Raw genomic sequence first — 15836 nt, forward strand, 5'->3', positions numbered from 1 at the left:
GCCGGCCACGCCCGGCTGACTCGCACAAGCGCGGCCGGCGGAGCCTTCGCTCCGACCGACGACGCGGCCGTGCCGCGGCGCGGCGCACCAGCGGCGCCCGCCCGTGACCGAATCGACCAAGGATATCGACACGCTCGCCAAGGGCGGTCGGACCAACATTGCGGGCTTTGTCCTCCGCCTCGCCGCGCGCATCCCGTTCCTGTTCATCGCGGGCCGCATTTACGGCCCGGACCTGGTCGGCCGGTTCGCGATCGCGGTCGTGGTGGTCGAACTCGCCGCGCTGCTGGCGACGCTCGGGCTCAAGCGCGGTCTCGCGCAGGCGCTGAGCAGCACCGAGCGGCCGCACGCCTATGTCGTGTGGGATGCGATGGCGGTGGCGTTCGTCGCGTCGCTGATCGCGAGCGCGGTGCTCTTCACCTTCCCCGAGATCATGTATCCCAATACGGCGATCACTGGGCTCGACCGGTTCCTGCCGCTCATCATCGTCGCGGTCGCCTGGTCCGACGTCAGCCTGGCAGCACTCGCCTATCGGCTGAACGTCAAGGCCGCGGTCACCGCGCGCGCGGTGGTCGAGCCGTGGACGATCTCGATCGCCGCCTGGGCCTTTTCCTATTTCACGATCCGCGACGGGCTCGTGCTGAGCTATGTCGCGTCGATGACTGCGGCGCTGATCGCCAGCCTCGTGCCGTTCGTGCGCAGCTACGGGCTGCCGCGCGGCTGGTCGCCGCATCTGCGCCCGCTCTACGCGCTCGCCCGCGCCAATGTGCCGCTGGCGGGCGCGGACATCCTCGAATGGGGCAGCCGCAACGTCGACCGCTTCATCCTCGGCGTGATGTTCGAGCCCAAGGTCGTCGGCATCTATTATATGGCGCAACAGGTCGCGAGCCTGCCGCAGAAGCTTAAGACAAGCTTCGACCCGATCCTCGGCCCCGTCATCACGCAGAGTCTTGCGGTCAACGACCGCGCGGCGATCGCCAACCAGGTCCGCCAGGTCGCGTTCTGGATCATGGCGGCACAGGGTGGCCTCGCGCTGATGGGATCGATCCCCGGCGAGGCGGTGATGGGCGTGGTCGGGCCGCAATTCGTCGCTGGCACCGCCGCGCTCGCCTTCCTGCTGACCGCCGAATTCCTCGCCTCGAGCGGCGCGGTCAGCGAATCCGCGCTCGTCTATATCGCGCGGCACCGCAATCTGATGATCTCAGCGGTGATGCTCGCCTTCCAGATCGGCCTCAGCTTCGCGCTGATCTTCGCGATCCGCCGGCTTGGCTATCCGGTCAACTATCAGGCCGCAGGGCCCGCGATCGCGCTCATGATCTCGGTCGCGCTGACCTCGATGATCAAGTCGCGGCTGCTCGGAAGCCTGCTCGGCGCGAGCGTCTCGCCGTGGCGCTGGCCGCTGGTCTGGGCGGCGCTTGCCGCGATCGTCGTGGGCACGGGCTTTACCGCGCTACCCAAGCGGCTCGAATGGGTCGAACTTGCGGTCGGCGAGCCGGCGATCGCCGCGACCTATCTCTTCATCCTGTGGAAATGGGCGTTCGGGCCCGCCGACCGCGCCCTGTTCGCCAAGACCCCCGAGCCCAGCGAAGCGACGCTGCCGCGGAGCGGGTCGCCGGTCCGCTGATCCGGCCCCCCGAAGCCGGGGGGCCGCCGGCGATCAATGCCGGAAGTGGCGCATCCCGGTGAACACCATCGCCAGCCCCGCCTCGTCCGCCGCCGCGATCACGTCGGCGTCGCGGATCGACCCGCCCGGCTGGATCACCGCGGTCGCGCCCGCCTCGACCGCCGCGAGCAGCCCGTCGGCAAACGGGAAGAACGCGTCGGAGGCAACCGCCGAGCCGATCGTCCGCGGCGTCGCCCAGCCCGCCTTGTCCGCCGCATCCTTGGCCTTCCACGCGGCGATGCGCGCGGATTCGAGGCGATTCATCTGCCCCGCACCGATGCCTGCCGTGCTGCCGTCCTTGGCATAGACGATCGCGTTCGACTTGGTGTGCTTGGCGACGGTCCAGGCGAAGCGGCAGTCGGCGAGTTCCTGCGGCGTGGGCTGGCGCCTCGTCACCACCTGCAACTCGCCGGGCGTGCCGTTGTCGCGCCCCTGTACGAGCCAGCCGCCCGCGATCGACTTGGCGGTGAGCCCGGCGCGCGCCGCATCGGGCAGGTCGCCGGTCAAAAGCAGACGCAGGTTCTTCTTCGCGGCGAACAGCGCGATCGCCTCCTCGTCGGCATCGGGTGCGACGACGACTTCGGTGAAGATGCCGGTGATCGCGCGCGCGGTCTCGACATCGAGGCGGCGGTTGACTGCGATGATCCCGCCGAACGCCGACACGGTGTCGCAGGCGAACGCCGCGGCATAGGCCTCCTCGAGCGTCGCGGCGGTCGCGACGCCGCACGGATTGGCGTGCTTGACGATGACGACCGAGGGGGCGGCATCGCGGAACTCGGCGACGAGCTCGAGCGCAGCGTCCGCGTCGTTAAGATTGTTGTAGCTCAGCGCCTTGCCCTGCACCTGACGCGCCTGGCCGATGCCGCGGACACCATCGGTCGCGGTGTAGAAGGCCGCCGACTGGTGCGGGTTCTCACCATAGCGGAGCGCATCGCCGCGCTTGAGCGTGATCGGCAGCGTGGCCGGAAACTGCTCGCCCTGGTCGACCGTGCCGAACCAGGTCGCGATCGCCGAGTCATAGGCGGCCGTGGTCGCGAATGCCTTGGCGGCGAGGCGCTTGCGGTCGTCGAGCGTCGTGCTGCCGCCCGCAACCAGCGCATAGTCTGCGGGATCGGTGACGATCGCGACATAGGCGTGGTTCTTGGCGGCCGAGCGCACCATGCTGGGGCCGCCGATGTCGATATTCTCGATCACCGTGTCGCGGTCCGCACCCTTCGCGACGGTCGCCTCGAACGGGTAGAGATTGACGATCACGAGGTCGATCGCGCCGATCTGGTGCTCCTCCATCGACGCGGCATGCCCCACATCGTCGCGCACCGCGAGGAGGCCACCATGCACCATCGGGTGCAGCGTCTTGACGCGGCCATCCATCATCTCGGGAAAGCCGGTCAGCTCCGACACGTCGCGCACCGTGAGGCCTGCCGCCCGCAGCGCGGTGGCGGTACCGCCGGTCGACACCAGTTCCACACCGTGGCTCGCAAGCGCGGTGCCGAGATCGACGATCCCGGTCTTGTCGGAGACGGACAGGAGTGCGCGCTTTATCGGGATGCTGGTCATGACAGGTCTTTCGTGATCCGGGTTTCGCCGTGCGGCGGGCCTTAGCGTCGGTTGGGGTTGGGGAACAGGGGGCGGGTCGCGCGCAGATGTCGCCGTCTCGCGCCACGCCACGAATATAGCACCTCCCCGGCGGAGGCCGGGGTCCAGTTGGGGAACGTCGCCAACCTAAGACGGCGCTTCGTCATCGCCACCTTTCCAACTGGACCCCGGCCTCCGCCGGGGAGGGTGATTGTAAACGCTCTCGGTTTGGCGCTCAGGCCTTTTTCAGTGCCCAGCTCACGCTCGCGCCGCCCGCCGCGGCCTCGCCGGTGATCATCAGTTGCTGCGTCGCGACCGGGCGGCCGTCCGCGTCGATCCAGACGCTGTCCTCGACCACCAGCGCGCCGCCGCGGCAGCGGAACTGCCAGATCGCGCCGCCCGGCAGGCGGAGGATCGCGCCCAGACCGTCCGCGGTCGGCGACACCTGCACCCCCGCACCCAGATGGAAGCGGATCGCGAACAGCGAAAGGCCCAGGCGCCGCTTGCTGCCCTTGGGCAACAGCGCGTCTTCGCCCCGTAATTCACGGCCGTCGCCGGTCAGCATCAGCTGCCGGCGGTGCACAAAGCCCCAGCGCCGGACATAGCCGTCATGGCTCGCTTCGATCCGGCTCGCTGCCTCCGATTCTTGCCGGCTCAGCTCGACTTCGGCAACGCCGCGGCCGAGCGTTCCGTCGGCGTGGATCGCGGTCGAGTTGCTGTCGGCGATCGTCAGCGTCGAATGCGCGGCGGTCGACCGCAGACCTTCGACCATTGCCGGCGGCAGTTGCGCGATCCCTGCCCGTGCGCCGCCGCAATTGACGACAAGCCGCGCCGGGCCATCGGAGAATTCGAACGCGAGCGTCGAAGCGCACCCGCCTTCGACAAGGCGTGCGACGGGTGGCGGCGCGGCGTCGACGATCAGCACCGAGGAGGCCGCCGCCAGCCGCTGATAGCCCCAGTCGCGCGCCTGGCGGAGCGGCCGGGTCCGGATGCCGCTCGCCTCGATCACCGCGGCGACCTGAGTCTCGCTTGCGGGGCCCCCGCCCTGCCAGCTCGACAGCCCAAGATCGCCATGCGTCACGCCGAGCAGCGCCGCGACCATCCTGGTGAGCGTCGTCGCGACGGGCTCGGGCAAGGCCAGGTTGCGTGCAAGGTAACTGTCCTGGAGCAGCGTCAGAAGCTGGATCGAATCGAGCAGCATCGCCGGGCTGCGCGAGACCGAACCGCCATCGTCGAACAACCCGGTGCCGAGCGCGCGCAGCAGCCCGGCCTCACCGAACGCGCGGCGCGGGTCACCGCCCGGGATCAGCAGCCCGGCGGCGACGACGCCGCACCATGCCGCGATCCGCGGTGCGCCTGCGGGCACCTTGTCCGCGCTTCGATCGAGGTGCAGCGCGCCCCGCGCGAGCGCGTTCAGCACCTTCGAGCGGTAGACTAGGTCAGCCGACGACAGGATCAGCGGCGCATGCGCGGTCCAGAACAGGATCCGCCTGCCCCAGAGGTCCGGCCGCCACGCGATCCCGCCCGGCGTGTCGGCATAGGCGGTCAGCCACAGCCCCATCAGATATTCGGCGATCGGTGCCCCGCGTGCGCGGGTTGCGACGGTCGACAGGTCGCGCAGCCAGGCAAAGCTGTGGAAATAGTCGGCAAAGGGACCGGGCAACGGCTTTGCCAGATCGAGCGTCTCGATATCGCGCGCCTCGCCGCGGAACGACAGCATGCCCTCGAGCAGCATCGTGCCCCGCGGGATGTCACCGAGCACCGGATCCTCGGGGACGGCGATCAGCTTGAGCGGATAGCGCCCCTTGAGCCGCAAGGCATGGAGCGGCGTACGCCAGGTCAGGCGGTGAAAGCGCTCCGCCAGCCGGTCAGCGAGCGACAGCCCGTTGTCGCCGCCGAGCCGGATCAGGCGACGTCCTTCGTCGATACCGTCGAGCATTGGATCGGTCACGGGATCGGGCTGGTCGGTCAATCGCCCCTCAATGCCGCGATGTTGGCGGCATATTGTGCCGGCCCCCCGCGAAACACCGACGTCCCCGCGACCAGCGCGTCCGCACCCGCATCGATGCAGCGCTTCGCCCATTCGGCGTCGACACCGCCATCGACCTCGAGATCGATCATGCGACCGCTCTTCTCGATCATCGTCCGGATCGCGGTGATCTTCTTGAGCTGGCTGGGGATGAAGCTCTGCCCGCCAAACCCGGGATTGACGCTCATCACGAGCACGAGGTCGACCATGTCGAGCAGGTAATCGAGCATCTTCGCCGGCGTGCCGGGACAGATCACAACGCCCGCGCGCTTGCCGAGCGACTTGATGTGCTGGAGCGAGCGGTGGATGTGCGGGCTGGCCTCGTAATGCACGGTGATGCAGTCCGCGCCGGCCTCCGCGAACGCATCGAGATACGCATCGACGGGGGCGATCATCAGATGGACGTCGAACGGCTTGGCGGTGACGCCGCGCACCGACTTCATGACCGCGGGGCCGAACGAGATGTTGGGCACGAAATGCCCGTCCATGACGTCGATATGGATCCAGTCGGCGCCGGCCGCATCGATGGCGCGGACCTCCTCACCCAGTTTGGCGAAGTCGGCGGACAGGATCGAGGGGGCGATGCGGACGGGTTGCATGAATTTGTCCTAGCGGGGGATTCACGTGGCGCGAAGGCCTTCAATCCTCCCCCAAAGCGGGGGAGGAATGATCAGGCGCGCTTCAGACGGGTGATGAAGAAGCCGTCGCAACCGCCTTGTTCGGCGAGCATGCCCGGCAGCGTGCGGACGGTACCGGTGTCGGTCGGCGTGATTCCGGCGGGGAGCTCGGCCTGGTCGACCGGCACGATCGAATAGTCGCTGCGCGCGGCGAGGAACGCGTCGAGCTGCGCCTCGCCCTCCGACGGTTCGAGCGAGCAGGTCGCGTAGACGAGCGTACCGCCGGGCTTCACCCAGTCGGCCGCGCGCGCGAAGATCCGCGCCTGCAACGCCGCGGTCTCGGCGATGATCGAGGGGCGGACGCGGTGGAGCACGTCGGGGTGGCGACGGAAGATGCCGGTCGCGCTGCACGGCGCGTCGATCAGGATCGCGTCGGCGGGCTCGGCGGGCGCCCATTCGAGAAGGTCGGCGTTCACCACCTCGGCCTTCAGATGCGTGCGATAGAGATTCTCGCGCAGACGTTTGATCCGGCTCTGCGAATTGTCGACCGAGGTGACGGTCCAGCCCGCGGACGCGAGCTGCAGCGTCTTGCCGCCGGGCGCCGCGCACAGATCGAGGACATGGCCCTGCCCCTTGCCCAGCAAGCGCGCGGGAAGCGAGGCGGCGATGTCCTGCACCCACCAGGCGCCGTCGCCAAAGCCCTCCATGTCGGGGACCGAGGCGTGATCGCCGAGCCGCAGATGCCCGGGCATGAAGCTCTCGCCGCCAAGCTTTTCGCGCCAGCCTTCGGTTTCGGCGGGGTCTGCGATCGTCAGGTCGAGCGGCGGCGGCGCCGCGATCGCACGGCCGGCATCGTCGACCATCTCCTCGCCCCATGCGGCTTCCCAGCGCAGCTCGACCGGAGCGGGCAGCGTGGGCACCTCGGGTAGCAGCATGTTGGCGCGGAACAGCGTCCCGAACACGCCGTGGACGAGCTTGCGCGGACCGCCATCGACCAGCGGCAGCACGGTCGAGATCGCGGCGTGCGACGGCGTGCCCAGGATCAGCACCTGGACGAGTGCGATCCGCAGCGCCATCCGCGCCTTCGCATCGTCGGGCAGATTGGTCTTCGTGACCGAATCGATCATCGCGTCGAGATCGGGGAGCCGGCGCAGCGTCTCGGCGGCGATCGCATGCGCAAGCCCGCGATCGGGTCCGTGGATCGCGCGGGTCGCGGCGGGCAGCGCGGATTCGAGCGACTCGCCGCGGCGGAGAACCGCATCGAGCAGGCGCAGCGCGGCGCGGCGGGTGGGGACGCCAAGCGGCTCGGGGGCGTGGGTGTAGTCGGGCATAAGAAGGTCCTTCGCGTTCAGGTGCCGCGCGCTGCATTGGCAAGTCGCACGGCGCGCCCCATGTGGCGGTTACGACGCCAACACGCAATCCGGAGAGCCATGATGGGCCAGCGCCCCGACCATGTGAAGCCACCCGCCTATCTGTCGAAGGATACACCGGTGCCACAGCCCGAGCCGATCGTGCCCGACAAGGACCCCGAACCGCGCGACCCGACGCGCTATGGCGACTGGGAACTGAAGGGCATGGCGATCGACTTCTGACAAGTGGCCCGCTTACCCCCCGGCGGAGGCCGGGGCCCAGTAGGAGAGGTGGGCGTAACGTAGCGCCGCCGTTCGTTAGCGACGTTTCCCAACTGGGCCCCGGCCTTCGCCGGGGTGGTGTGTCGATCGAAACGACGGGTAAATCTGCGGCAGCGGTCCTGACGCAGGCGGAACGTATTTCACGGCGGCGCGTCGCGGTAGGATGAGGGGATTCTTCGCAAAACGCTGGGTGAAAATCACCGGCATCGTCGTCGCTGGCGTGCTGGTGCTGGGGTTGATCGTGCTCGCTGCCTTCCCTTGGGGGTCTCTTAAGGGGGTGATCCAGCGGCAGCTCACCGCGCGGTTCGGCCGGCCGGTGACGATCGGCGGGATCGAGCGCGTCGACACGTTCGGGTTCAACCCGACAATCCGGATCACCGACGTCCGTATTCCGCAGGCGGAATGGGCCGGAGCGGGCGATTTCGTTCAGCTGCGCGACGCCGAAGCCACCTTTTCCGGGCTCGCGTTGCTGAAAGGTGCGTTCGGGCCGCGCGACGTGAAGGCGCGCGGACTGCGGCTCGTGCTGGTCCGCGACAGGAACGGCCGCACCAATTGGGAACGCCCGGGCAAGCCGAAGGGCGGCGGGAGCTCCACCGACCTCGACGGACTGACGATCAGCGACAGCGTGATCGCCTATCACGACGACAAGCAGGACCGGTTCGTCACCGCACGCTTCGCCTCCGATCCGGTGCACGGCATCCGCGCGGCCGGCAACGGCACGATCCGCGGTGCGGCGGTGCGGATCGCCGTGGCGGGGCCTTCGGTCGAGCGGTTCCAGGGCAAGCCCTGGCCGTTCACCGCGTCGATCGACGGCGACGCGCTCTCGATCACAGCGAAGGGCCGGATGGACCACCCGCTCGACACCGACGCGATGGAGCTCGACGTGACCGCACGCGCGACCGACCTCAAGCTGATCGACGCGGTGATCGAGGCGGGGCTGTTCCGCACGCAGCCGGTGTCGTTCTCCGCGCATGTCCGCCACGACCAGCCGAAATGGACCGTCACGCAGCTGAAGGGCGTCGTCGGGCGGTCCGATTTCACCGGGCATGTCAGCGTCGACAAACAGGATGGCCGGAGCAAGGTCGACGGCGCGATCGTGTCGCGACAGTTTGATTTTGGCGATCTGGCGTCGGACGAGGGGAAGGCGAAGGGGGCCGCGCTCGAACGCGCAATCGGCCCGCGGCTCGTGCCCAATACGCGGATCGATATCGGCAAGATCGACACGACCGACGCGCGGATGGCGTTCCGGATCAAGCGGATCGTGAGCGCCAAGGGCGCGTCGCCGATTCTGTCCGCCAGGGGCGTGCTGGCGATCGACCACCAGTTGCTGACGCTCAGCGACCTCGACGCGCGATTGCCGCATGGCCGGGTCGAGGGGAAGCTGACGGTCGACCAGCGCGGCGACCGCAAGGTGCCGATGGTCGATATCAACCTGCGGCTGCGCGGCAGCAGCGTGCAGGATCTCGCGGGCGGCGGCGGCGATTTCAGCGGCAATGTCAGCGCGCGCGCACGACTGAGGGGGCCGGGCACGACGATCCGCGCGGCGGTCGGCAATGCGAACGGCACGATCGGTTTCGTCGCACGTGACGGGCAATTGCCGCAGGGGATCGCGGCGGCTTTGGGATTCGATGCCGCGCGCGCGCTGCTGGCGAAGGATGGCGAGCGCGCGGGGCTGCGCTGCGTCGTGCTGAAACTCGACGTGACGCGCGGCCATGGTCGGATCGATCCGATGATCGTCGACACGACCGCCAGCCTGATGCGCGGTCAGGGGAGCGTGGTGTTTCCCGGCGAGACGCTGAACATCCGGCTGACGGGCACGCCGAAACAGCATGCGCTGCTGCGCGTGCCGGGCTCGGCCTATATGACCGGCACGATCGAGCGGCCGGCGGTAACGATCCCGCCCGAGGTGAAGTCGGTCGGCAACATCTTCAAGGCGATCGGCCGCGCGATCACGGGAAAACAGGGCCCGACTGCGCGCGATGCGGATTGCTCGGGGCTCGCGGCGCGCGTGCTGCGCTAAACCGATCCTCCCCCGCCAGGGGGAAAATGAAGCAATCGCCTCCTAATCAGCCCGCCTCGTCCTTGAGCGGTCGCGCGAGCAGGTCGCCGATCACGTCGCGGACCGGGGCGCCTTCGAGCAGGCGGCAGACGGCCTCGGTGATCGGCATGTCGACGCCCGCGTCACGCGCGGCCTCGCGCAGCACGGGGGCGGTGAATGCGCCTTCCGCGACCGTACGGCGATCAGCCAGCAACGCGGCGGCGGCCTTGCCGCGCCCCAGCCCGACGCCAAGCGAGAAATTGCGCGAACTCGTCGAGGAACAGGTGAGCACCAGGTCGCCGAGCCCCGACAGCCCGGCCAGTGTCTCCGCACGGGCGCCGCGCGCGAGCCCGAACCGCGTCATTTCGGCAAAGCCGCGCGCGATCAGCGCGGCACGCGCATTCTGGCCGAGCCCGGCCCCCTCGACCACACCGCAGCCGATCGCAAGCACGTTCTTCACCGCCCCGCCAATTTCCGCCCCCGCGACGTCGGTCGACGCATAGGTCCGGAAATGCCGCGCGGCGAGCCGGGTCGCGAGCGCTTCGCCAAGCGCCTCGTCCTCGCAGGCGAGCGTCACCGCGGTCGGCAGCCCCGCCGCCACCTCATGCGCGAAGGTCGGCCCCGACAGCACCGCGATCGGCGCGTCGGGATGCACCGCACGGGCGACCTCGCCGACCAGCCGCTTGCTCCCCGCCTCGATCCCCTTGGCGCACAGCACCAGCGGGATGCCGCTGATCGGCGCGGCGGCGAGCACGCTGCCGACATGCTGCGCCGGCGCGACGACAAGGATCGCGTCCATGTCCGCCAGCGCGCCGAGATCGCCGGTGGCGCGGATCGTCGGCGACAGCGCGACGCCGGCGAGGAACAGCGCGTTCGCATGGGTCGCGTTGATCGAGTCGACGACGGCCGGCTCGCGCGCCCACAGGATGACGTCGCGGCCTTCATGCGCGGCGACCTGTGCCAGCGCGGTGCCCCAGGCGCCGCCACCAATGACGCCGATCCTCATGCCTTCACCCCTGCGCCGCGCACCGCCTCGGCATCCGGATCAAGCGGCCAGCGCGGGCGGGCCGCGGTGTCGAGCGGGTCGGTCAGTCCGGCGGCGAACCGCTCCGCCCCGGCCCAGGCGATCATCGCCGCATTGTCCGTGCACAGCCAGAGCGGCGGCGCGACGAACCGCAGGCCGCGGGTCGCGGCAAGCGTCTGCAGCGCGCCGCGGACCGCGCCGTTCGCGGCGACCCCACCCGCGACGACCAGCGCGGTGGGCGTGACCGTCAGCCCGTTCAGCGCCCTGGTCGTGCGGTCGATCAGGCAATCGACCACCGCGGCCTGGAACGACGCGGCGATATCCTCCGGCGGATAGTCCCCGACGACCCGCGCGACCGCACTTTTGAGACCGGCAAAGGAGAAATGCGGTTCGGCCGAACCCTTGAGCGGGCGCGGCAGCGGCACGGCCTTTGGATTACCCAGCGCGGCGGCGCGCTCGACCGCGGGACCACCAGGAAAGCCGAGGCCGAGAATCTTGGCGGTCTTGTCGAACGCCTCACCGGCCGCATCGTCGATCGTCGTCGCGAGTCGGCGATACGCGCCGACCCCTTCGACCAGCAGCAACTGGCAATGCCCGCCCGACACCAGCAGCAGGAGATAGGGGAAGGCGAGATCGGGATCGGACAGCCGCGGCGACAGCGCATGGCCTTCCAGATGGTTGACTGCGATCAACGGCTTGCCCGCGGCATGCGCGAGCGCCTTGCCGGTGACGAGCCCGACCATGACCCCGCCGATCAGCCCCGGCCCGGCCGTCGCAGCGATCGCATCGACATCGGCCAGCTTGAGCCCCGCATCGGCCAGGGCCGCGACGATCAGCGGCTCGAGCGCCTCGACATGCGCGCGTGCCGCGATCTCCGGCACGACCCCGCCGAACGGCGCATGTGCCGCCTCCTGCCCGAGCAACCGGTGCGCCAGCACCTGTCGATCGGCGGTGACGAGCGCGGCGGCGGTTTCGTCGCAGGAGGATTCGATACCCAGAATGATCATCCCATATCCCTATCGCGCCGGACAAGGCTTGTCCTCACGCTTGTCGAACGCGCCGCGTTTCTGCATGCAGGCGTCATGACTAGTTTTCGGCTCGGCACACGCGGCTCGCCCCTCGCCCTCGCGCAGGCAGGCATGGTGCGCGACGCCTTGTGCGCCGCGCATGGCTGGTCCCCGGATCGGATCGAGACGGTCGTGATCCGTACCACGGGCGACCGTGTGCAGGATCGCGCGCTCGCCGAGATCGGCGGCAAGGCGCTGTGGACGAAAGAACTCGATCGTGCGCTGCACGACGGCGAGATCGATTGCGCCGTGCATTCGATGAAGGATGTCGAGACGATCCGCCCGCAGACCCTGCAGATCGCCGCGATGCTGCCGCGCGCGGACGTGCGCGACCGGCTGATCGGCGCGGAAACGCTTGCCGATTTGCGCCAGGGCGCGGTCGTCGGCACCAGCTCGCCGCGGCGACGCGCGCAGATGCTGCGATCGCGCCCCGATCTCGACATCGTCCTGATCCGCGGCAACGTCGATACGCGACTCGCGCGGGTCGCGGCCGGCGACATGGACGCGACGCTGCTTGCCGCCGCCGGGCTCGATCGTCTCGGGCGGACGGCGATCGGTCATGCCATCCCGACCGACATCATGCTGCCCGCACCCGCCCAGGGTGCGGTCGGGATCGAGACGCTGGTCGGCAAGCCGGCACAGGCGATCGTCGCGGCGATCGATCACGCCGATACCAGCCTGTGCGTCCGGACCGAACGCGCGTTGCTCGCGCGGTTGGGGGCGGATTGCCATTCGCCGGTGGCAGCCCTTGCCTCGCTGGCCGGCGAGACGCTGACGCTGCGCGGCGAACTGATCGCCGAGGACGGGTCGTGCGACGTCGCCGGCGCGATCGAAGGCGGGATCGACGAAGATCTTGGTACCGCACTTGCGCTCGACCTGCTGACCCGCGCCCCCGCCAGCGTCCGGCGCCTGTTCGCCGCATGACCCGCGTCGTCGTGCTGCGCCCGGAGCCGGGCAACGCCGACACATGCGCCAAGCTTCGCGGACTGGGGCTCGAGCCCCTGGCGATGCCGGTGTTCACGGTCGTGCCCGTCGCCTGGACGCCGCCCGACCTCGGCGGGTTCGATGCCGTTCTGCTGACCAGCGCGAACGCGATTCGCCATGGCGCCCTGCCCGACACACTCAAGGCGCTGCCTGTGATTGCGGTCGGCGACGCCACGGCCGCCGCCGCCCGACGCGCCGGCTTCAGTGTCGCGGTGACCGGCACCAGCAACGTCGATGCCGCGATCGACACAGCGCGGGCGTCCGGGTTCGACCGCCTGTTCCACCCGGCGGGCCGCGATCGCAGACCGACCGGCCCGGGCGTCGTCGCGTGCACCGTCTATGCGAGTGACGCGCTGCGGATCGGCGATAGCGTGTTGCCTCGGCACGAAGACCTGCTCGTGCTGATCCATTCGCCCCGCGCCGCGCATGCGTTCGCTGAGCATGTCGCACAGGCCGGCGTCGACCGGTCGCGCATCACGATCGCGGTGATCAGCCAAGCCGCGGCAGACGCGGCGGGCAGCGGCTGGGCCGCGCTGGTCGTGGCGGAGACTCCCACCGACGATGCGCTTGTCACGATCGCCGCAAAGCGCGCGATTGACCCTGACGCGCGTCGCGGGGATAAGCGCGTCATGAGCGACCACGTGCCGATCGAGCGTCCCCGGGCACGCGGCCCCCGCCTGGGTGTTATCATCATAGTGATCGGACTGGCTTTTATCGCCGGATCGGTGGCGATGGGCTATGCGCTGAAAACGATGCCATGGTTTGGTCAGCGCACCGGTCTGACGGCCGCTGGATCGACCACGGCCGCTGCGGCATCGGGCAACCCCGATTTCACCCCCGCGCAACCGCTCAACGCCAATGGCGAACAGCCGCGGGTCGACACCGCAATGCTGGCAACGCGCGAGGCGACGCTGGCGGGCCAGCTCACCGCGCTCGAGGCCCGGACCGCAGCCGTGTCGAGCGACGCGATGGCAGCCGGTGGTCAGGCGACCCGCGCGGAAGGCCTTATGGTCGCGTTCGCCGCGCGTCGGGCGATCGAGCGCGGTGTCGGGCTGGGCTATATCGAGGAGCAGCTGCGGCTGCGCTTCGGGCGCGCCCAGCCGCGCGCCACGGCCGCGGTGATCCAGGCCGCGCACCAGCCGGTCACGATCGAGGATCTGCGCCAGGGGCTCGATACGATCGCGCCGCAGATCACGAGCACCAACGGGACGACCAATGACAGCTGGCTGCAGACCGTGCGGCGCGAATTCAGCAACCTGATCGTGCTGCGCGAAGAGAGCATGGCCTCGCCCATGCCCGCCGACCGTCTTGCACGGGCGCGTCGACTGCTCGAGGCCGGCCAGGTCGAGGCGGCCCGCGCCGAGGTCGAGCGCCTGCCCGGCGCGACGCAGGCGAGCAACTGGATGGACGCTGCCCGCCGCTACATCGTCGCGCGCAAGGCGCTGGATATCCTCGAGAACACCGCGCTGATGGGCCAGGCGGGCCAGCCCCAGCCCACCCCGATCGTGGTCACCACCCCGGTGCTGCCACCGGTCGCGACATCGACGCAGAGCGAGGCGCCGGTCGCCGTACCCGCCCCCTGACGCCCCGCCCGGGCGACCGGCCGAGGCCTGTCGCCTAGGACTTGTCAGGGCGTCAGAAGGAGTTCCAGTCGTCCTCGTGGCGAACCATCGCCGGGATTGCGGCTGGCGGCAGCGGCTTGACCGGCGACGTATAGCTTTCGGGCTGGCCATAATCCTGTTTCGCAGGTGCGACCGGCGGTCTGCCAGCGCGGGAGTCGCCGGTGCGGAACCGTCGGGCCTGGTCGGCCAGCGTGCCCACCTCGGCGGCTAGGTTGCGCGCTGCCGCCGACGTTTCCTCCACCATCGCGGCATTTTGCTGCGTCGTCTGGTCCATCGTCCCGATCGTCGCGGAAATCTCGGTGATCGCGACCGACTGGGCCTGATTGTCCCGCGCCATGGTGGCGAGCAGGGCGTGAACCTGTGCCACGTCGTCCGATATCGCCGCGAGCGCACCATCGACCTTCGTCACCGCATCGACCGCGGTGACGATGTCGGTCTGCGTCACCGTCAGCTGGTCGCGCGCGCGCTTGGCCTCTTCCTCCGCACGCATCGCGAGCGCGGATACCAGATCGGCCACGACCGCGAATCCGCGACCCGCGTCGCCGGCCCTTCCCGCCTCGACCGCGGCGTTCATCGCCAGGACGCGTGTTTGGAAGGCGATCTTGTCCAGCCCCTCGATCACGCTGTCGATGCCCTTGGCGCTGTCCGATACGCGGCCCATCGCCTGTACCGCCAGATCCGCCACCGTGCGACCGCCCCCGACCGTCGCGATCGCCTGATCGGCGCGTTCGACCGTCTGGCCGGCCGCGGTCACGGAGGCGCGAAGCCGGCCATCCATCTGGGTCACGGACGCGGCAGTCTCCTCAAGCGACGCGGCATTGCTCTCGGTCCGGCGGGCAAGATCCTCCGATGCCTGCGCGATCTCATTGGATCCGGTGCGGATCGCGGTGGCGCTTTCGGACACCGCGCCGATCAGCGTGCGCAACTGGTTGAGCGCGTCGTTATAGCTGTCCTCGAGCGGCGCGAAGCTGGCCGGGAGCCCCGTCAGCGTCGTCGACAGATCCCCGGCGGCAAGCGCGTTCAGCGCCTTGCCCATGGTCGTGATCGCAGCGTTGCGTTCGACCTGGGCTTCCTCGAACTACATCGACAGCGACAATTCCATGTCAAGCAGCGCCGCCTTGACGATCGCGATGCCGGCATCGGTCGCGCTCGGCGTGCGGAGCCCCTTCACCAGCCGCCGCCAAGGGCTGTAGTGGCGGCCGATCCCCGCAAGCAGATTTTCGAGAACGAGCGCATAGGCGCCGACATACCATCGCGGCTCGAGCCCGATCCGCGCGTGAACGGTCCCGATCCGCCGTACGCTGTCATAGAAGCTCGCGTCGAACTGGCCTCGTGCGATGTTCATCCAGTGCTTGGCCTGAGCCGACTTGGCCGAAGTCATGTGGCCGGCATCGCGAAAGAAGGGCGAGGTTTCGGGCTGATTGCGGACCCGGTCGTAGAATTTGTCGAGCGCGCCGCCGATCAGGGATTCGATCAAGGGCCGGACGGCGGCGACGGTCGCCTGCTGATCGGCTCCCATTTCCATGAATGCGAGACGCGACGAAACTTGGTCAACGGACACGGACGGCTCCGAATATAGCGGTAGATGA

The 15836-nt window shown here is 69.4% G+C and carries 11 protein-coding genes and 1 pseudogene; 5 read left to right on the plus strand and 7 right to left on the minus strand.

Annotated features, from left to right (window positions below):
* The first annotated feature begins 103 nt into the window (after window positions 1–103).
* Window positions 104–1621 (plus strand): lipopolysaccharide biosynthesis protein, encoded by a 1518-nt coding sequence (locus tag SOM18_RS12400; RefSeq protein ID WP_031440872.1) that lies wholly within the window; start codon window positions 104–106, stop codon window positions 1619–1621.
* Between the two features lie 33 nt (window positions 1622–1654).
* Here the strand turns inward: SOM18_RS12400 and purH are convergent, their stop codons facing one another.
* The 4 genes from purH to SOM18_RS12420 all read right to left on the minus strand — a co-directional run bounded on the left by purH (window position 1655) and on the right by SOM18_RS12420 (window position 7212).
* On the minus strand, window positions 1655–3217 hold the full coding sequence (purH, locus tag SOM18_RS12405) for a bifunctional phosphoribosylaminoimidazolecarboxamide formyltransferase/IMP cyclohydrolase (protein ID WP_031440873.1): 1563 nt from the start codon (window positions 3215–3217) through the stop codon (window positions 1655–1657).
* A gap of 253 nt (window positions 3218–3470) precedes the next feature.
* Window positions 3471–5174 (minus strand): heparinase II/III family protein, encoded by a 1704-nt coding sequence (locus tag SOM18_RS12410; RefSeq protein WP_320481915.1) that lies wholly within the window; start codon window positions 5172–5174, stop codon window positions 3471–3473.
* A gap of 29 nt (window positions 5175–5203) precedes the next feature.
* Window positions 5204–5863 carry a ribulose-phosphate 3-epimerase gene (gene rpe / locus SOM18_RS12415; RefSeq protein WP_031396295.1) on the minus strand — a complete coding sequence of 220 codons (660 nt, stop codon included), beginning with the start codon at window positions 5861–5863 and terminating at the stop codon, window positions 5204–5206.
* Between the two features lie 71 nt (window positions 5864–5934).
* Window positions 5935–7212, minus strand: coding sequence for an RsmB/NOP family class I SAM-dependent RNA methyltransferase (locus SOM18_RS12420; RefSeq protein WP_031440875.1), 1278 nt, complete (start codon window positions 7210–7212; stop codon window positions 5935–5937).
* A 102-nt stretch (window positions 7213–7314) separates the two neighbouring features.
* Here SOM18_RS12420 and SOM18_RS12425 point away from each other — a divergent pair, with 102 nt between their 5' ends.
* Both SOM18_RS12425 and SOM18_RS12430 read left to right on the plus strand, forming a co-directional pair.
* Window positions 7315–7473, plus strand: a complete 159-nt coding sequence (locus tag SOM18_RS12425) for a DUF1674 domain-containing protein (RefSeq protein ID WP_081874308.1) — start codon at window positions 7315–7317, stop codon at window positions 7471–7473.
* Window positions 7474–7702: 229 nt separating this feature from the next.
* Window positions 7703–9532, plus strand: coding sequence for an AsmA family protein (locus tag SOM18_RS12430; RefSeq protein ID WP_235188384.1), 1830 nt, complete (start codon window positions 7703–7705; stop codon window positions 9530–9532).
* Window positions 9533–9578: 46 nt separating this feature from the next.
* Here SOM18_RS12430 and SOM18_RS12435 read toward each other — a convergent pair whose 3' ends face one another.
* Both SOM18_RS12435 and tsaD read right to left on the minus strand, forming a co-directional pair.
* Window positions 9579–10556: an NAD(P)H-dependent glycerol-3-phosphate dehydrogenase gene (locus tag SOM18_RS12435; RefSeq protein ID WP_031440877.1), complete on the minus strand. Its 978-nt coding sequence runs from the start codon at window positions 10554–10556 to the stop codon at window positions 9579–9581.
* Window positions 10553–11581 carry a tRNA (adenosine(37)-N6)-threonylcarbamoyltransferase complex transferase subunit TsaD gene (gene tsaD, locus SOM18_RS12440; protein ID WP_031440878.1) on the minus strand — a complete coding sequence of 343 codons (1029 nt, stop codon included), beginning with the start codon at window positions 11579–11581 and terminating at the stop codon, window positions 10553–10555. Before tsaD ends, SOM18_RS12435 begins: the two co-directional genes overlap by 4 nt.
* Before the next feature lie 75 nt (window positions 11582–11656).
* On the opposite strand from tsaD, the gene hemC reads away from it, so the two are divergent.
* On the plus strand, window positions 11657–12565 hold the full coding sequence (hemC, locus tag SOM18_RS12445; protein ID WP_031440879.1) for a hydroxymethylbilane synthase: 909 nt from the start codon (window positions 11657–11659) through the stop codon (window positions 12563–12565).
* Window positions 12562–14208 carry a uroporphyrinogen-III synthase gene (locus SOM18_RS12450; RefSeq protein WP_320481789.1) on the plus strand — a complete coding sequence of 549 codons (1647 nt, stop codon included), beginning with the start codon at window positions 12562–12564 and terminating at the stop codon, window positions 14206–14208. Before hemC ends, SOM18_RS12450 begins: the two co-directional genes overlap by 4 nt.
* A 52-nt stretch (window positions 14209–14260) precedes the next feature.
* Here SOM18_RS12450 and SOM18_RS12455 read toward each other — a convergent pair.
* A pseudogene (locus SOM18_RS12455) lies at window positions 14261–15808 on the minus strand (protoglobin domain-containing protein).
* Window positions 15809–15836 lie beyond the last annotated feature (28 nt).

The sequence above is a fragment of the Sphingomonas sp. CFBP9019 genome (assembly GCF_034045155.1).
GTDB lineage: Bacteria > Pseudomonadota > Alphaproteobacteria > Sphingomonadales > Sphingomonadaceae > Sphingomonas > Sphingomonas aerolata.